We start from the raw sequence: 16,310 nt of genomic DNA on the forward strand, positions 1-16,310 counted from the left end.
CCCGATGACAACAGCAGCCGAACGGATTCAACAACTGCGGCACCTGCTTCAGCGTGCGAGCTACGCCTACTATGCCCTCGATCAGCCGATCATGGAAGATGAAGTCTATGACCAGCTCTATCGCGAACTGCAGGAACTCGAAGCGGCTCATCCTGAGTACATCACCCCCGACAGCCCTACCCAGCGGGTCGGCGAAGCTCCCGTCAGTCAATTTGAGAGTGTCAGCCATCGCATTCCCCTCTATAGCCTCGAAAATGCCTTTACCTTTGCCGATATGGTGGCGTGGCAGGAACGCTGGCAGCGCTATTGGCGTAGCCTACGGCGAGAGGAGCCAATTCCCCCGACGGAATATGTCTGCGAACTCAAAATGGATGGCGTGGCCCTTGCTTTGACCTATGAAAACGGGTTATTGGTGCGGGGGGCAACTCGGGGCGATGGCCAACGCGGTGAGGATATTACCAGCAATGTGCGCACGATTCGCACCATTCCCCTGCGGCTAGCCGTCGAGAACCCACCACCAATCGTTGAAGTTCGTGGGGAAGCTTTTTTGCCTTTGGCGCGATTCCATCAACTCAACCAAGAACGCCAAGCCCAAGGAGAAGCTCCCTTTGCTAATCCCCGTAATGCCGCCGCCGGTACTCTCCGTCAACTGGATCCGCGCATTGTTGCCCAACGCCAACTGGACTTCTTTGCCTATGCGCTGCATTTACCTGAAGGGGGTAGCGTTCCCTTGGGTGAGCACCAAGCAGGGGAACCCCAATCGCAGCGGCAAGTGCTCAATGCGCTGCAACGCCTTGGCTTTCGGGTCAATCCCCACAATGCCGACTGCCCTGACCTAGAGGCGGTGAAAGCCTACTACGACCACTGGCAAACTGCACGCCACCAACTGCCCTATCTGACCGATGGCATTGTGGTCAAGCTCAATGATTTAACGCTGCAACAGGCTCTTGGCTTTACGCAAAAGTTTCCCCGAGGTTGTATTGCTTGGAAGTATGAACCGGAACAGGCGATTACCGATGTGGTGACAATTACGGTTCAGGTGGGACGCACGGGTGCGCTCACCCCAGTCGCTGAACTGGTGCCAGTGCAATTAGCGGGTACCACGGTATCACGGGCAACGCTGCACAATGCAGACTACATTGCCGAATTGGATTTGCACATTGGCGATAAGGTGGTGATCCACAAAGCCGGCGAAATCATTCCAGAGATTGTGCGGGTCTTTCCCGAATTGCGATCGCCAACGGCTCAACCCTTTACGATGCCCACCGTGTGTCCTGAATGTCATCAGCCGGTGGTGCGCCCTGCCAACGAAGCTGTGAGTCGCTGTGTCAATCCGCGGTGTCCGGCGATCGTGCGCGGCCAAATCCTCCACTGGGCAAGTCGGGATGCCTTGGATATTCAAGGGTTAGGGGAAAAGCTAGTACAGCAATTGGTGGCCAAGGAGTTGGTGCACACCCCGGCAGATCTCTATCGCCTGACGGCAGCACAACTGTTGCGCCTTGAGCGCATGGGTCAAAAGTCCGCTGCTAAATTGTTGCAGGCGATCGCCGACTCGAAAGAACAACCGTGGCCACGGGTGCTCTATGGCCTAGGCATCCGCCATGTGGGGAGTGTCAATGCCCAAGTGCTTGCCGATCAATTCAAGTCTGTTGAGGAGCTGGCCGCTGCTACCGTCGCCGATCTGTGTGGGGTCTATGGCATTGGTGAGGAAATTGCCCAAGCGGTTCACGAGTGGTTCCAAGACCCAGCGCACCAAACCCTCATTGCTGATCTCAAAGCCTTGGGGCTACAACTGGCGGCGGCGATCGCCACTGCACCAACGACTGGGCAACCCCTTGCGGGCAAACGTTTTGTGATTACAGGCACCCTACCCAGCCTCACCCGTGAAGCAGCCAAAACGCTGATCCAGCAACATGGCGGTCAAGTGAGTGAGAGTGTCAGTCGGCAAACGGATTATCTAGTGGTGGGCGAAAAAGCGGGGAGTAAACTGCGACGCGCTCAAGAATTGGGCATCCCCTGCATCAGTGAAACAGAACTTATAGAAATGTGTCGTTAGACAAAAAATTAGTGGGAGTACGGCGTCACGACCCTGAAAAATCTTTTAGCCTAAAAAGTGTGGCTGCTTAGTACCTAACGTTCAAGCACAATAGGGGGCAATTCGCTGATCTATGGTTTCTGTCACGCCGTCTCGACCTGCTGGGAGTGCCAATGCTATGACCCGTGCTCAGGGCTATCAGCATCAGTTACACCAAACTCATCCGACGCGCACCAATCACTATAGCCTGCGGGACTATCTGCAATTTGATCGCCAACGGGGCAGCATTACCGACTGGTATGATCAGCGGATCGCTCTAGCGACAGAAGACTTTGTCATTGGCCTAGTGGAAGGTCTCGAAGAGGAAGTTGGCCCTGCTTCTGCCCTCGTCATGTACAAAATTGGCGAAGAGTGGGGCAAACGCGATGCGGTTGTCTTTAAGCAACACTTTGAGCAAGAGTACCAGCGCGAACTACGCAAGGCCGCCTTGACATTTATCCTTGAGGCTTGGTGGTGGCCCTTTACAACCCTAGGCTGGGGCAACTGGGAAGTGGATCTCACGGAGCAAAAGAATGGTTTTATGTTCATCAATATCTTTGACTCCGTGGTGGCGCGCACCCTTGGGGATGTGGGTAAGCCCGTCTGCTACATCTATGCCGGTCTGTTTGCGGGCTTCTTTACGGGATTGATTCAAAAGCCCCTGAGTTGTATCGAGTTGCAGTGCTATGCCATGGGGGAAACCTACTGTAAGTTTCTCGTCGGTAAACAGGATCGCATTGATGCTGCTGCCTTCTGGCAAAACGAAGGAGCCACGGCACGGGATATTGAAAAACGCCTGCGCCAAGGGGAGTTGGTGAAACGATAAGCTCCAGGTGAGTGTGTTCATTTATTTTCTAGCGAGGGTTGCCCTATGTTCCGTCAGTTGAATCACTTAACCGTTGTTGCCGATGGTCGCTATGCCCGTCCTGAGGAATTGAACTTTCTGCGGGATTATCTGGCCTCGGTGGAGAGTCGCATCAGTGCCTACGAAAAAATCCGCACTGAGGCGGAAATGATGGCGGATAAAATTCAATCCATGCAAAAGGCAGAAAATCCCCGCTGCTTCCAGTTCATCAATGGCGATCGCTCAGAAATTTGCCGTCGTGATTTAGTGGATACCATTCGTCTGTGTGCCTCGGCCATGCTTTTTGCGGAGTTGGACTTGCTGCGGGATAATTTCTTACTTTGGTACCGCACCATTGTCAAATCCTTTAACTACGAAGCAACTGCCTCCTCCACCTATGGCAAGTACCTGCCGAATATGATGAAGCAACTGCTCACGCCCGAAGAACAACGGGTGATGCAGCCTGTCCTTGCCCTCGGCAGTTCAATTTTGTCAGAATAGAGTTGTTGTGGGGTGGGACTGATGCTGCGTCAACTAGAAAAACTCAGCCTTGAGGCCGATGGCCGCTATGCCAGTGCCAAGGAACTGGAATTTCTCAGAAATTATCTAGCAGCAGCGGAGCAGCGCATTCGTGCCTACGAAAAAATCCGCGATGCTGAAGAGAAAATCCTAGATCAGGTGGAGCAGCAACTGCGCGCCAAAAGTCCCCATATTTTCCGTAAGGGCAATCACGACTATTCCGCCGTGTGTCGGCGCGATCGCAAGCATGTGCTGCGCCTAGCGGCAGCGGCGATGTTATTTGCCGATTTGGATGCCCTGCGGGATGGCTTCTTGCTGTGGTACCGCACGATCATTAAGGCCTTCAAGGATGAAAAGGTGGCACAAGTGACGTACCAAGTCCTGCCCCAAGCGGTCAATCAAGTGCTCTCGGGAGAGGAAACACCGTTAATGCAGCCTGTGATGGCACTGACCCAGTCCATCCTAGGGGAATCGGCTTGAGCACCTGAGCAGTGTGGCAAAAATGCGCTAGCCTAGAAGCACCGATTGCACGGGGCAATTTATCACTCCTGCGATCGCCTTTGGCGTACCATTGGTATTCGCCGCTATAGTATTACTAAGATTCATTGGGATACACAAAGGCATGACCATATCGGCGCAATTGCTGCAACGGGCAGATTTGATCGGTACACAGGTAATTACCCGTGATACTGGTCGGAAGTTAGGCGTCATTAATCAAGTTTGGGTCGATATTGACCAGCGGCAAGTGGTGGCCTTGGGGGTACGCAATACCCTCTTTACAGGGGAGCAACGCTACATTCTTCTCGACAGTATTCGCCAAATTGGCGATGTCATTCTCGTTGAGCACGATGATGATGTCACCGAAGCTCTCAATACCTACAACTACAGCACACTGATTGATAGTGAGATTGTCACCGAAACCGGCGAAGTGCTGGGTAAGGTACGGGGCTTTAAGTTTGATCCTGAAACGGGCGACATTACGGATTTGATTTTGGCTTCCATTGGCTTGCCTTGGATTCCGGCGCAACTGATTAGCACCTACGAGTTGCCCATTGAGGAAATTGTCAGCACCGGCCCTGATCGCATTATTGTCTTTGAAGGGGCAGAAACCCGCCTGCGGCAATTAACAGTGGGTCTCTTAGAACGGGTCGGCTTGGGGGCACCCCCTTGGGAAAGCGACGAGGACGAGTACTATCAACCCGTTACGCCGAGCAGTAATCAATTGCCCTCCGGAGCGCGATCGCCTGTCTATCCCCCCCAACGCAGCCGCAGTGATTACGAAGCCGATTGGGAAACCGCTCCCCGGCGGCGCCGTCGCCAGCCCGAGTATGTGGAGTATGAGGAGGAGTATGAGTACGAAGAGCGTCCCCGCTCGCGTCAAGTTAAACCTCCAGCTCCAGCCATGCCCGTAGAACTGCCGGAATCGGAACCCACTGCCGATCCTTGGGAAGAACAACAACCGATTCGCCTTGAGCAGCGGCAGAAGCAAGAGGAATACGATCACGAATAGTCGGGAATAGTCCACAATGGCCTATGTCCCACTGGCCACGGTACTTCAGCAATGGCAGCAGGCTCCTGAATGGCAACAGCCGCAACACTTCTTGCGTCTTTTGGAGCAGTGGCCGCAGCTCGTGGGGGCGGTCGTCGCTGAGCACGCTGTTCCTGTGGAACTCACCAGTCAAGGGGTTTTGCATGTGGCCGTTGCCAGTAGTACTTGGGCACATCATCTGATGTTCTCGCGATCGCCCGTCATGGTCAAAATTCAGCAGACCCTTGGTATTCCCCTCAGTGATATTCGCTTTTCCAATCGGGACTGGCAACCCCAACGCTCGGCGATCGCTAGCCATGAGGCCTTACCGAAAGTCGGGAATCTTCCCAGTGTGGCGCCTGCGGCCACTCCCCAAGAGGCTTTTCAACGATGGCAAGCCCAAGTGCGCCAGCGATCGCGAGACTATCCCCTATGCCCCCGCTGTCAGTGCCCCACTCCCCTTGAGGAATTACAGCGCTGGGGGCGTTGTGGCCTGTGTTACACGCGATCGCTCTAAATACCAGAGCCGTTGAGAAACTCTTCAATGGGGCGATCGCTCAGGCGGCAGGCTTGACCTTGGGAGGCTTGCAACTGTCCTTGCGCCAGAGCAGGCACCTTTTCCTGCTGTTGCAGTGTTTGCACCTGTTTCTCTAGGAGTTCAATGCGATCCAAGAGATAGCGAATTGCTTCGGCCTCAGAGTCTGGCAGTTGACCGTGTTCCAAGGGGGCAATTTTGGCACCTGCACGATAGACAATTCGCCCGGGAATCCCCACCACGGTACAATCCGAGGGCACATCCCGCAGCACCACAGACCCCGCGCCAATGCGCACATTGTCCCCAATCGTGAGGTTGCCCAACACCTTTGCCCCAGCACCGACAACCACATTTTCACCGAGGGTAGGGTGCCGCTTTCCCGTTTCTTTACCGGTACCGCCGAGGGTCACTCCCTGATAAATCAAACAGTAATTGCCCACAATCGCAGTCTCGCCAATGACGACCCCCATGCCGTGATCAATGAAAACGCCCTTGCCAATCGTGGCGCCGGGGTGAATTTCAATCCCCGTCAGCAGGCGAGCAATGTGAGAAATAAAGCGGGGGATAAAGGGAATACCCCGCCGCCAAAGCCAGTGGCTCAACCGATGGAGAACAATGGCCTGAAGTCCGGGATAGCAAAAAACAACCTCTAACCAATTGCGGGCAGCGGGATCCCGCTCAAAGATAATTTGGAAATCTGCTTTGAGGGTGCTGAGCACACGCGGCTCCTTGGCAGTGATGCAACCTAAACAGCAGTTTTGATCTTAGCGGATTTTGCCAAGGTCTAAGAGGCTTCAGGAGGCCACCAAAGGGGAAGGTTGCGATCGCCGAGTGCGCTGTAGGCCATATTCGAGGGCTTCGGCAACTGCTTGGTAGGAAGCTTCAATGATATTGGCAGAGACACCGACTGTTGCCCAGCGATCGCGCCCATTACTGGATTCCACCAGCACCCGTGTTTTGGCTGCCGTGCCGGCATGGCCATCTAAAATCCGCACCTTGTAGTCCGTCAGGTGAAACTCGGCAATCTCTGGATAGAAGGACATCAAGGCCTTGCGCAGCGCCTGATCTAATGCTGAGACAGGACCATTGCCCTCTGCCGCCGTGAGCATCTCCTCCCCATTGACTTCAACTTTGACCGTGGCCAGAGACTGGCTGCGAATCGTGGCCTCTAGTTGGCGTGAATCGGTGCGGCAAAAAACATCAAAGCCCTTGAGGGTAAAGGGTCGCTGGCGCTGCCCTAGAACCTCCTGAATCAGCAGTTCAAAGCTCGCTTCCGCCGCTTCAAATTGATAGCCTTCGCTTTCTAGGTGTTTAATCCGCTCCAAAATCGTCCGACTCAGGGGATGCTGCCGATCCAACTCAAAGCCGAGTTCACTGGTTTTCGCCAAAATATTGCTGATACCCGCCTGCTCAGAAATAATAATGCGCCGTTGATTGCCCACCCAATGCGGCTCAATGTGTTCGTAGGTACGGGGGTTACGCTGCACGGCACTGACATGGATTCCCCCCTTGTGGGCAAAGGCCGACAGACCCACATAGGGCGCGTGATCATCGGGGGCAAGGTTGACAATTTCACTCACATGGCGGCTGACTTCCGTCAGTGTCGCCAACTGCTCCGGAGTGACACAGTCATAGCCCAGTTTCAATTGCAGATTGGGAATCAGGGTGCACAGATTGGCATTGCCGCAGCGTTCGCCATAGCCGTTGATCGTTCCCTGCACCATCCGCACACCACTTTGCACCGCCGCAAGGGCATTGGCTACTGCCGTCCCGGCATCATTGTGGGTGTGAATCCCCAGACAATCAAGGCCACCAAAGTGCGCCATTACGTCTGCCACTACGGCTTGAATTTGATGGGGGAGGCAACCGCCATTGGTATCACACAGAACGAGCCATTCTGCCCCAGCAGCCAAAGCCGTTTCAAGGGTTTGTAGGGCATAGTCTGGATTGGCAAGATAGCCATCAAACCAATGCTCAGCATCGTAGATCACCCGCCGTCCTTGGGAGCGGAGGAACTGGATTGAGTCGGCAATCATGGCGCAGTTCTCCGCCAATGTGGTCTTGAGACCGTCGGTGACATGCAGATCCCAAGATTTGCCAAAGAGTGTCACCCAGCGGGTACCGGCCGCTAGAATCGGCTCAAACATTGGCTCTTCTGCGGCCTTGCGGCCGGGGCGACGAGTAGCACAAAAAGCAACGATTTCTGCCTGTTGGAGGGGCGTTTCCTGCAACTGCCAAAAAAACTGTACGTCCTTGGGATTGGCACCCGGCCACCCCCCCTCAATAAAGGAAATGCCAAGGCGATCCAGTTGACGGGCAATCCGCAGTTTATCCTCGAGGGAGAGGGAGAGACCTTCCCGCTGGGCGCCATCGCGGAGAGTGGTATCGTACAGCCAAATTTTCACTGTGCCGACTCTCCCTTGGGATGCTCATAGTCATTGGCGTAAGCCTGCAGCAAAGAACTGACTTGGGAAAAGACCTCTTTACCAGAGGTTTTGCCAATGGCCGATCGCTCCGGATGAAATTGTGGCCGTGCCATGCTGCGGTTAATCGCCTCTTGGACTTGGGCGCGAATCAGATCCATGAGTTCCTCTTCAGCCCGCTGGCGTTGATACTGTGCGCCCTCTTCGGTTGTGGCGTAGAGCGGGGGAAGGCGGTTGAGGGCGTAGGCGGCAATATCTCCCAAATCAAGGGCGCATTCTTGCTCCGCTTCAATGGCAGCAATGCGGGTAATTGCCTCGGTGAGCACCAATTCTTCCATGACGTTGATAAATTGCTTGCGGGGAACCGCCACCACTTGCCCCGTCAATAGGGCACCCATAAGGCGATCCAACGCCATATAGTCTTCCACGGAGAGTTCGGTGGCTTTGTCGCAAATGCGTCCTACTTCTGCCTCCTGCGTTGGTGTGAGATAACCATTGCGCAGTGCTTGTTCAACAATCTCTTGAATCCCCATACGTGTTTCCGCCGTAATTGCTGTAGGGGCACTCCCCCACTCAAATTTAGTATATGCCGAGGAACTGCCAAGGGCAGGGGAAATTTTGCACTGTAGGTAGTCCATATTTTAGAAAAAGGCGGTAACGCTAAGATAACGATAAGAACTGTTGCAAAGAACTGCCAAATCCTACGAAATCTTTATATTTATACCTGTATAGCCAAGTGGTAAAATTGTCGTAGGAAATAATTAAAGGCTAGCAGTCGCCCACATCATTCTCATTTCTTCTTCTGTTGCAGCCTATGGTTGTTTGGTTGTCATCTTTTTTACATACCGTAGAGCCATTACTAGTCCCAATTTGTTTTTGTTTTGCTTGGCTGCTGCTGGCAATCATGGCGTGGAATGTGTGGCACTTCACACAGGAGGGGCTGGCGATCGCCCGCCGCTTACATCAAATTCCCTGTTCTCGCTGTCGTTTCTTTTCAGGAGACTACCGCCTCAAGTGTTCCCTACATCCCGATTGGGCAGCTACTGAAGCCGCCATTCAATGTCCCGACTATCATTTTGAATAAAGGACTGAGAGACCGAATTTATTCCTACAGCGAGTTGGAAGAGGGATCACCTTGTTACCAGAGTATCCACAATTGGTCATCTCCACCGAGGCCAGCACCTATATCGTCCCTCTTACCCAAGGCAATTCATGGGTGATTGGTCGAGGTAAAGACTGCACAATTGTTTTGGCGGATCGCTGGTCTTCCCGTCGCCATGCCATGATTCAGCGTCTGGATAATGATGATTATTATCTCATTGATTTGGGGAGTCGTAATGGCTGTGTGCTGAATGGTCAAATGATTCAGGTGCCGACGCTCCTCAAAACGGGCGATCGCTTTATTATCGGCAAAACAACCCTTGAATTTCGTACCGATGAGGCTGTCTCCACCACCCCGCCGGCTGCCCCTCTTGCCCTTCAACCCACCATTCTCATCATTCAACCCCCCGGCATTCAAGTACAAATTTGGCAAGAATTGCTGCGCAGTCAGGGGTTAGAAGTTATCGTTGAATCGGGGCAAATCAATAGCCGCCGCATTATTAGTGATTTTGTGACCGTGATGCAGCGCAACCCTGACCTGTTGCTCCTTGATTCGCAACTGGAAACCCCGGATATTGGTAACCTTTTGAATTGGATCAAGGCAACCTATCCCAAGCTGCGCAGTTTCATTATTGACCGCTACGACAACCATATTTCCCCCATGCAGCGACAATGGGCAGTAGAACATGGGGCAATTGATTGGCTGCCCGCACTGCCCGATGAAAATCTCACCATGTTTGGGGCAGAAATTGCAGCTCAATTACGCCGCATTCTCAAGGCCTTGGGACGCAACAAACTAGAGCAAGACAGGCTCGCAGTGGCTCTTTTGAATCTGCAATTGGCGACCAATGATGATTTGCCCTCCCAGTTGCTCAGTGAGTATGTCAATCGCCCGCCCTTTCCCCCTGAATAGTTGGCAGTTGATCCACCTGAAAATACTGGTGAAAGCGCTCAGTGACTTGGAGGATGTAGGAGCGACTTTGGCTATCCCGCCGCCGCTGAATAAACCCAAGGGTGAGGAGTTCTTGAATGTGTTGGTAGGCACTGGATCCCCGCAGTTCAATCACCTCTGGTTGGCGAATGGGGCCACGAAAAGCAATCAGGGCTAATGTGCGCTGTGCCGCAACCCCCAATTCAACGGGGATAAGGGACTGAACCAATTCTTGAAAGGCGGGCTTGAGTTGCAGGCTGTATCTATCGTCAATTTGGACAATTTCAAGGGCCGTTTGGCGATGGGCATAGTCGTTGAGTAGCTCAATCAGTGCCATTTCAACGGCCTCAGGAGCAGTGGCGGCAAGGGTTGCTAGTTCAGCAAGGGTCAGGGGCTGCGCCTTCAGGTAGAGAATGGCCTCCACCCGCATCGTTAATGTACGCAGGTCAGTGTCCCCTTGCATAGGCTATTGCCAGCGGAACAGGGCCGCTCCCCAAGTTAACCCCGCACCAAAGCCAGCGGTGGCAATTAAGTCTCCGGGTTGAATATGCCCCTGTTGAATCGGAGCCGTCAGGGCAAGGGGAATCGAGGCGGCGGAGGTATTACCATACTGACCCACATTGCTAATCACCTTTTCCTGAGGAATGCCCAAACGCTGGGCAACCGCGTCCAGAATGCGTTGATTGGCCTGATGCAACACCAGCCAGTCAATTTCCTCAACCGTACACCCCGCGCGGTGCAGGGCTTTCTCAATGACTTCAGGGACTTGGGTGACGGCAAAGCGATAAACTTCACGGCCATTCATGGCAATGGGAGCAAATCCCCCTTGGGCGATCGCGAGATTGTCCCCTAAGGTCTGGGGAGTACCAGCAAAGGCAAGGGTAAGGTGCTCATTGAGGCGACCATCACTGCGCAATTCAAAGCTCAAGAGTTGATCAGCATCGCTGGCTTGCAAGACCATCGCGCCGGCGCCATCGCCAAAGAGAATGCAGGTGCGGCGATCGCCCCAATCCACCCAGCGCGACAGAATATCACCACCAATGACCAAGGCACTGCGGTAGGCACCGGTGCGCAAATACTGAGCCGCCGTAACCAAGGCAAAGAGAAAGCCAGAACAGGCAGCCGTTAAGTCAAAGGCCACGGCATTTATCGCACCAATGCGAGTTTGCACCAAGCAGGCGGTGCCAAAGAGATCATCGGGCGTAGAGGTCGCCAAGATGATTAAATCGACTGCTGTGGGTTCTAGGCCGGCCATCTGTAGGGCTGCGCCCGCCGCTTCGCTGGCCAAATCCACAAGACGCTGGTCAGGAGCTGCCACGTGCCGTTCTTGAATGCCCGTACGGGATTGAATCCACTCATCAGACGTATCCACAAGGGCACTGAGGTGGGCATTGGTCAAGCATTGACGGGGGATTGCCGCGCCCACACCGCTAAATTTAACGCCCTGCACAGTCACTAAGCCTGATCCTCAACGGCAACGGCATGCTGATAACAGGCCTGAATCCGCTCTGAAACGCGATGATCCACCGCTTCCTTGGCTAGGCGAATGGCATTGAAAATCGAGGGCGCTTGGGAACTGCCGTGGCTAATGATACAGATGCCATCCACCCCCAACAGCAAACCACCGCCATGTTCGGCATGATCAATGCGCTGCTTAATTTTGCGGAGATTGGGACGCAGCAGCGCCGTACCCAGTTGCCCGCGCCAGCCCCGAGGTAGCTCTTCACGGAGAATTTGGACAAGGACACTACCCAAGGATTCAGCAAATTTAAGCAGAACATTGCCAACAAAGCCATCACAGACCACGACATCAAATTGTCCCGACAGAACATCGCGGCCTTCGGCATTGCCCAAGAAGGAGATTTGGCGATTTTGCCGCAGGAGTTGATGTGCCTTTAGGGCCAGATCATTGCCTTTGCAGTCCTCTTCGCCAATGTTAAGCAAGCCCACTTTGGGATCTTCGACATCCAAGACGTACTGGCTGTAGATCGAACCCATGACCGCAAATTGCTCAAGGTATTTCGGGCGGCAGTCCACATTGGCACCGACATCGAGGACAAGAACGGATTTGCCGGGGATGAGGGTGGGTAAGACGGCACCAATGGCGGGGCGATCAATGCCAGGGAGTCGACCCAAGCGCAATAGTGCCGCAGCCATCGCTGCCCCTGAGTGACCAGCGGAAACAACCGCATCAGCCGCACCCGCTTTGACCAGATCCATCGCCACGTTAATTGAGGCCTTGGGTTTCTTTTTCAGGGCGGTCAGGGGTTCTTCCCCCATTTCCACAACATCACTCGCTTCGACAATTTGGGGCTTGGCTGTGGGGGCATGTTCATTGAGGTAGCGCTGAATGGGCACCGGATCACCCACAAGGAGGATATCGGCATCTAATTCTTCACTGGCTCTGAGGGCACCGGCAACAATCTCATCGGGAGCATAGTCACCCCCCATGGCATCCACAGCAATCCGTGCACGAGTCATTGGCTGAACTCTTACGAGAAAATCCTTCAGAATTTTAGCAGATGACAGCCCTTTTCCTAAGAATGGCGGACACTGAACACGCTGAGGGGCAGTTTAGGACAAACTTCTACGGATAGAACCCTAGATCGGTGCCTGTGCCACTGTGGACATGGGCCAGTTGTTCATACTTACGGGCATGCTGACGTAGATCGGCGGCCTCAGTGTCACTCACTTCCCGCACCACTTTAGCGGGAATGCCCACAACCAAAGAGCGTGGGGGGACATCTTTGCTCACCACTGCCCCTGCACCGACAATACTGCCCGCTCCAACTCGAACGCCATTGAGAATCACGGCGCCAATGCCAATTAAGCAGCCATCTTCAACGGTTGCCCCATGAATAACCGCGCGATGCCCGACCGTCACCTCTTCCCCAAGGATCGTGGGTTGTCCCGGATCACCATGGAGGATGGCGCCATCTTGAACATTGGTGTGGGCACCAATCTCGATGTACGCCACGTCACCGCGTAAAACAGCGCCATACCAAATGCTACAGCCTTCACCCAAGCGGACATCGCCAACAAGGGTGGCATTGGGGGCAATAAAAGCAGCGCGATCGCTGGCAACGGGGGGCCAAAAAGCACTAGGGGCAGTGATTACCATTTTATCCCAAGCATCAAAAAGCTAAACGACAGTTTCCAAACTGAGGGTAAGCCTGAAATGGGCTTACGGATTCGGGGTTTCTGGTGTTGTGGGTGCCGGTGAGGGCGTGACGGCTTCGGGGGTGAGGGGCACAGCTTCCTCGCGGGGGGGACGGCGTTCGGGCACTGGTAGATGGAAAAAGATCGCAGCCATGACGGCTAAGCTAGCAGCGCCAATACCCAAAGGCATCAGTTGTTTGCGCAAAGGCACAGCAGGGGCGATCGCCCGCCGGGGGAGGGAATGGAATGTCGGTATCAGGGTAGGCAGTGTTTGGCTATCACTACAGAGTTGATCCAGTGCCTCCACTAAATCAGCCAATTGCAACCATGTCAGATGAACTTCTAGGGTTTCCCCTGCTTCATCGTTGGCGGGTGGCTCTGCATTTTCTTCTGGGGATACTTGCAGTAGCTTGCGCGGAATATGGAGGGATACTTGATTAGAGGCCTGAATCTCGACCTGAATCGGGTACTGGGGCGATCGCCGTAACTTAACACCACTCAGCCATGTTTGCGCTGCTGCGGGCACACTATTGAGCAATGCCACAAGGAATTCTTTCCCGCCCTTGACCCGCTGATTCTGGCCAATAATCTCCCACTCGCAGAGGGTGACAATATCCAACTGCTCTGCGCCGGCTTGACCACTCAGCCCTTCAATTCGCAGTGTGCAATTGGGCAATGAATACTGGCGTTGCAGCAGCATTAACTTACTTCCCCGTCAAATAAACTAAACCAAAGGCGTTCCATGCCCTTTGTACCTGCACAGAGCAGAAGTTGTGCCAACAGCTTTAGACCCAACTCATTGAGGGCTTGGTTATTTTTGTAGAGAAAGAGACCCGATCGCTGGAGGTTCATGCGTTTGCGAAAATGGCGGCGAAAGCGGTCTAAATACTCCGCCAAGGGGGCATAGGTTTCCGGGGGCAAATTTTGCGCCTGCAATTGATCCAACACCAAAAGTAAATGCCGCAGGATTGCCGTCTGCCGCCGCGCCACTTGCACAACCACTGCGGTGAGTGCCTTTGTTTCCGCTAAGGGCAAGGGGGTACGCTGGGTAATTTGGCGAAAGGGATTGGTGCAGCGAATTTGCCAAAATACGACCCGATTGGGGATCATCCCTTGCAGTTGCAGATCTCGCAGCACTTGCAACATCAACTCAGAGGCATGCAAATCAACGCACTCTAGGGCAAGCAACAATAAGTCTAATTGCCAACGTGCCCGCCGAGGACACACACTCACCCCTTGAGGGTCGGGCAGTGCTGCCAACATCGGAGGTAATAGCTCAACTTCAGGGGATTCGATTGTTGCTGGCATTGAGTTTGCCGTTTCCATACTCTCTAGAGTGCTCACTATACAGCAATAATGACAGGACTCATGGTGAAATAGGCCTAAACGATCTTAGCCGTTTCTTCGCTGACGACTGCCGCCTATCTTTATGTTGCCCCCTAGGCTAATTTTTCGAAAAGCAGGCTAGACTTGAGGGGAACCACAGGATTGTGAGGTTGCAATGAGTCAAGAGATTCCCCCCCCAGAAGCCTATGTGGTGCTTGGACTGGCTCATTGTTTTGTGCAGGTGGAGGGAAAACTCCAGCCCGTAGAGGTGATTGAGCCGATTCCCTCAGCGGCGTTGGAAGCCTTGCTCCATGGCTTGCCCACTTCCTATAGTGAAGCCCATGCCCTCACCTATGGTACAGCCCAAGATCCGCAGCAGGTGCAGCAGCAGTTTCCCCCCAGTGCCCATCTGTGTGATGACTATGGCGATCGCCTTGCAGCAGCGGCACGCACCTACATTGCCCGTCCCCAAAGTACCCGCCATATTCCCCTTGGCCAAACCTACCGCAACTTTAATACCTCCACAGAACGCAAACGGGTGCTCAACTCCGAGCGTATCGTTACCGCTGCCGACAATGTCAAACAACACGCCTACACCCACCAAGTCCTCTAACAAGTTGTCCTGATTCACGAAAGGAATGACCATGGTCAGTGAAGTGCAGCCCGTCCCCGCAACATCCCTTGACACGCCCCCAGAAAATGCGGTTGAGATTATTGAAACGGTGATTTCTAGTCTCCATCAAGGGGACGCCCCCCTCGTTGGCCAAACGGACAGTGGCAAAATTTGGATGTTTCGCTATGGCAGTGCCGAGGTCTTTGTACAGTTGAGTGGCCATACAGCGGAAGACTTTCTCACCATTTGGTCACCGGTACTGCCTCTGCCCGTAGCGGATGAATTGGCACTCTATCGTAAGCTCCTGACGTTGAACTGGCTCACCACCCTCGAGGCACACTTTGCCATTGCTGAAGACCAAGTCCAAGTCGTGGCTACCCGCACCCTAGGGGGGATTACTGCGGGTGAAATTTCCCGCCTAATTACGATTGTGGCGACACTCGCTGATGACTATGATGACGCCCTCAGGGCTGAGTTTAAGAGCTAATGAGGGCTTTCATATCCCGTACGGCTTGCACCATGCCCACAAGAACAGCGCGGCTAATAATCGTGTGGCCAATATTGAGTTCTTCAATGCCTTCAAGGCGGGCGATCGCCCCCACATTGGTGTAGGTCAGGCCATGGCCTGCATTCACCCGCAAGCCTAAGGATTTTGCTTGTTGGACACCATGAGCTAAAATCGCTAACTCCTGTTGTTGCGCCGCTTCCCCCTTGGCTTCAGCATAGCGACCGGTGTGCAGTTCAATAAATTGAGCCGTGGTTTTGGCGGCGGCTTCCAGTTGGGCCGGATCCGCGTCAATGAATAAACTCACAGGAATTCCTGCGCCTTGCAACGTTTGCACCACTTGGGTCAAGGGTTCCTGCTGACCCACCACATCTAGCCCGCCTTCGGTGGTGACTTCTTCGCGCCGCTCAGGTACCAACGTCACGTAATCTGGCCGAATGTCAAGGGCGATCGCCACCATTTCGGAAGTGGCAGCCATCTCTAGGTTCAAATGGGTGCGTACCGTTTGCCGCAGGAGGCGCACATCTCGCTCTTGAATATGGCGACGATCTTCCCGCAGATGTACGGTAATGCCATCAGCTCCCCCCAGTTCTGCCAAAACGGCTGCGGCTACGGGATCGGGTTCAACTGTGCGCCGCGCTTGGCGAATCGTTGCCACATGATCAATGTTGACCCCTAGGGTTGCCACTGCGATCGCTCCTTGTCGGAATAGAAGCTCAACCCTTCGGATAATACACCAAGGCAAGGTGCCA

The 16,310-nt window shown here is 54.0% G+C and carries 20 protein-coding genes; 10 read left to right on the forward strand and 10 right to left on the reverse strand.

What is annotated here, in order from left to right; all coding sequences use genetic code 11:
• The first annotated feature begins 4 nt into the window (after nt 1-4).
• From ligA to QYC28_RS01740, 6 genes are all read left to right on the forward strand, one after another.
• The gene (ligA, locus tag QYC28_RS01715) at nt 5-2,056 is read left to right on the forward strand and encodes an NAD-dependent DNA ligase LigA (protein WP_302679741.1); all 2,052 of its coding nucleotides are present in this window, start codon (nt 5-7) and stop codon (nt 2,054-2,056) included.
• 112 nt (nt 2,057-2,168) lie between these two features.
• Entirely contained in the window at nt 2,169-2,900 is a 732-nt protein-coding gene (locus QYC28_RS01720) for a V4R domain-containing protein (protein WP_149817608.1), read from the forward strand.
• Nucleotides 2,901-2,945: 45 nt separating this feature from the next.
• Nucleotides 2,946-3,419 (forward strand): allophycocyanin, encoded by a 474-nt coding sequence (locus QYC28_RS01725; protein WP_149817610.1) that lies wholly within the window; start codon nt 2,946-2,948, stop codon nt 3,417-3,419.
• Between the two features lie 21 nt (nt 3,420-3,440).
• Entirely contained in the window at nt 3,441-3,917 is a 477-nt protein-coding gene (locus QYC28_RS01730) for an allophycocyanin (protein WP_149817612.1), read from the forward strand.
• Nucleotides 3,918-4,059: 142 nt separating this feature from the next.
• Nucleotides 4,060-4,947 (forward strand): PRC-barrel domain-containing protein, encoded by an 888-nt coding sequence (locus QYC28_RS01735; protein ID WP_190278159.1) that lies wholly within the window; start codon nt 4,060-4,062, stop codon nt 4,945-4,947.
• Nucleotides 4,948-4,963: 16 nt separating this feature from the next.
• The gene (locus QYC28_RS01740; RefSeq protein ID WP_286626339.1) at nt 4,964-5,482 is read left to right on the forward strand and encodes a DUF721 domain-containing protein; all 519 of its coding nucleotides are present in this window, start codon (nt 4,964-4,966) and stop codon (nt 5,480-5,482) included.
• Here QYC28_RS01740 and cysE read toward each other — a convergent pair.
• The 3 genes from cysE to QYC28_RS01755 form a co-directional block, all read right to left on the reverse strand.
• Complete coding sequence (gene cysE / locus QYC28_RS01745) at nt 5,479-6,219, reverse strand: serine O-acetyltransferase (RefSeq protein ID WP_302679742.1); 741 nt, start codon at nt 6,217-6,219, stop codon at nt 5,479-5,481. The genes QYC28_RS01740 and cysE overlap by 4 nt on opposite strands.
• Nucleotides 6,220-6,294: 75 nt before the next feature.
• A complete protein-coding gene (cimA, locus tag QYC28_RS01750; RefSeq protein WP_302679743.1) occupies nt 6,295-7,905 on the reverse strand; it encodes a citramalate synthase in 1,611 nt (536 codons plus the stop codon).
• Nucleotides 7,902-8,456 carry a late competence development ComFB family protein gene (locus tag QYC28_RS01755; RefSeq protein ID WP_149821588.1) on the reverse strand — a complete coding sequence of 185 codons (555 nt, stop codon included), beginning with the start codon at nt 8,454-8,456 and terminating at the stop codon, nt 7,902-7,904. Before QYC28_RS01755 ends, cimA begins: the two co-directional genes overlap by 4 nt.
• A 371-nt stretch (nt 8,457-8,827) precedes the next feature.
• On the opposite strand from QYC28_RS01755, the gene QYC28_RS01760 reads away from it, so the two are divergent.
• Nucleotides 8,828-9,007, forward strand: a complete 180-nt coding sequence (locus QYC28_RS01760) for a hypothetical protein (protein ID WP_302679744.1) — start codon at nt 8,828-8,830, stop codon at nt 9,005-9,007.
• A 51-nt stretch (nt 9,008-9,058) separates the two neighbouring features.
• Complete coding sequence (locus QYC28_RS01765; RefSeq protein WP_286626344.1) at nt 9,059-9,937, forward strand: FHA domain-containing protein; 879 nt, start codon at nt 9,059-9,061, stop codon at nt 9,935-9,937.
• Here QYC28_RS01765 and scpB read toward each other — a convergent pair.
• From scpB to QYC28_RS01795, 6 genes are all read right to left on the reverse strand, one after another.
• Entirely contained in the window at nt 9,909-10,418 is a 510-nt protein-coding gene (gene scpB, locus QYC28_RS01770; RefSeq protein ID WP_149817624.1) for an SMC-Scp complex subunit ScpB, read from the reverse strand. The two genes, QYC28_RS01765 and scpB, sit on opposite strands and share 29 nt — an antisense overlap.
• A gap of 3 nt (nt 10,419-10,421) precedes the next feature.
• A complete protein-coding gene (locus tag QYC28_RS01775; protein WP_149817626.1) occupies nt 10,422-11,411 on the reverse strand; it encodes a beta-ketoacyl-ACP synthase III in 990 nt (329 codons plus the stop codon).
• Nucleotides 11,411-12,436, reverse strand: a complete 1,026-nt coding sequence (gene plsX, locus QYC28_RS01780) for a phosphate acyltransferase PlsX (RefSeq protein ID WP_149817628.1) — start codon at nt 12,434-12,436, stop codon at nt 11,411-11,413. Before plsX ends, QYC28_RS01775 begins: the two co-directional genes overlap by 1 nt.
• 106 nt (nt 12,437-12,542) lie before the next feature.
• Nucleotides 12,543-13,076, reverse strand: a complete 534-nt coding sequence (locus QYC28_RS01785) for a gamma carbonic anhydrase family protein (protein ID WP_149817630.1) — start codon at nt 13,074-13,076, stop codon at nt 12,543-12,545.
• Between the two features lie 63 nt (nt 13,077-13,139).
• A complete protein-coding gene (locus QYC28_RS01790) occupies nt 13,140-13,814 on the reverse strand; it encodes a DUF4335 domain-containing protein (RefSeq protein WP_302679745.1) in 675 nt (224 codons plus the stop codon).
• On the reverse strand, nt 13,814-14,422 hold the full coding sequence (locus QYC28_RS01795; protein ID WP_286649810.1) for a DUF3038 domain-containing protein: 609 nt from the start codon (nt 14,420-14,422) through the stop codon (nt 13,814-13,816). The genes QYC28_RS01790 and QYC28_RS01795 overlap by 1 nt, the downstream gene beginning before the upstream one ends.
• Before the next feature lie 193 nt (nt 14,423-14,615).
• Here QYC28_RS01795 and QYC28_RS01800 point away from each other — a divergent pair, with 193 nt between their 5' ends.
• Nucleotides 14,616-15,053 (forward strand): hypothetical protein, encoded by a 438-nt coding sequence (locus QYC28_RS01800; protein ID WP_149817636.1) that lies wholly within the window; start codon nt 14,616-14,618, stop codon nt 15,051-15,053.
• 25 nt (nt 15,054-15,078) lie between these two features.
• Nucleotides 15,079-15,540: a YbjN domain-containing protein gene (locus QYC28_RS01805; RefSeq protein ID WP_149817638.1), complete on the forward strand. Its 462-nt coding sequence runs from the start codon at nt 15,079-15,081 to the stop codon at nt 15,538-15,540.
• Here QYC28_RS01805 and QYC28_RS01810 read toward each other — a convergent pair.
• Nucleotides 15,530-16,246, reverse strand: a complete 717-nt coding sequence (locus QYC28_RS01810) for a pyridoxine 5'-phosphate synthase (protein ID WP_149817640.1) — start codon at nt 16,244-16,246, stop codon at nt 15,530-15,532. The two genes, QYC28_RS01805 and QYC28_RS01810, sit on opposite strands and share 11 nt — an antisense overlap.
• Between the last annotated feature and the right edge of the window lie 64 nt (nt 16,247-16,310).

Source organism: Thermosynechococcus sp. HY596 (assembly GCF_030518715.1).
GTDB lineage: Bacteria > Cyanobacteriota > Cyanobacteriia > Thermosynechococcales > Thermosynechococcaceae > Thermosynechococcus.

Excerpts from the sequence above, each read along its gene's own strand:
- scpB (WP_149817624.1), bottom strand. The coding sequence starts at position 10,418 with ATGCAAGGGGACACTGACCTGCGTACATTAACGATGCGGGTGGAGGCC.
- QYC28_RS01735 (WP_190278159.1), top strand. The coding sequence starts at position 4,060 with ATGACCATATCGGCGCAATTGCTGCAACGGGCAGATTTGATCGGTACA.
- QYC28_RS01755 (WP_149821588.1), bottom strand. The coding sequence starts at position 8,456 with ATGGGGATTCAAGAGATTGTTGAACAAGCACTGCGCAATGGTTATCTC.
- QYC28_RS01805 (WP_149817638.1), top strand. The coding sequence starts at position 15,079 with ATGACCATGGTCAGTGAAGTGCAGCCCGTCCCCGCAACATCCCTTGAC.
- QYC28_RS01785 (WP_149817630.1), bottom strand. The coding sequence starts at position 13,076 with ATGGTAATCACTGCCCCTAGTGCTTTTTGGCCCCCCGTTGCCAGCGAT.
- QYC28_RS01730 (WP_149817612.1), top strand. The coding sequence starts at position 3,441 with ATGCTGCGTCAACTAGAAAAACTCAGCCTTGAGGCCGATGGCCGCTAT.
- QYC28_RS01740 (WP_286626339.1), top strand. The coding sequence starts at position 4,964 with ATGGCCTATGTCCCACTGGCCACGGTACTTCAGCAATGGCAGCAGGCT.
- QYC28_RS01720 (WP_149817608.1), top strand. The coding sequence starts at position 2,169 with ATGGTTTCTGTCACGCCGTCTCGACCTGCTGGGAGTGCCAATGCTATG.
- QYC28_RS01760 (WP_302679744.1), top strand. The coding sequence starts at position 8,828 with ATGGCGTGGAATGTGTGGCACTTCACACAGGAGGGGCTGGCGATCGCC.
- QYC28_RS01790 (WP_302679745.1), bottom strand. The coding sequence starts at position 13,814 with ATGCTGCTGCAACGCCAGTATTCATTGCCCAATTGCACACTGCGAATT.
- plsX (WP_149817628.1), bottom strand. The coding sequence starts at position 12,436 with ATGACTCGTGCACGGATTGCTGTGGATGCCATGGGGGGTGACTATGCT.
- QYC28_RS01725 (WP_149817610.1), top strand. The coding sequence starts at position 2,946 with ATGTTCCGTCAGTTGAATCACTTAACCGTTGTTGCCGATGGTCGCTAT.
- QYC28_RS01795 (WP_286649810.1), bottom strand. The coding sequence starts at position 14,422 with ATGCCAGCAACAATCGAATCCCCTGAAGTTGAGCTATTACCTCCGATG.
- ligA (WP_302679741.1), top strand. The coding sequence starts at position 5 with ATGACAACAGCAGCCGAACGGATTCAACAACTGCGGCACCTGCTTCAG.
- QYC28_RS01800 (WP_149817636.1), top strand. The coding sequence starts at position 14,616 with ATGAGTCAAGAGATTCCCCCCCCAGAAGCCTATGTGGTGCTTGGACTG.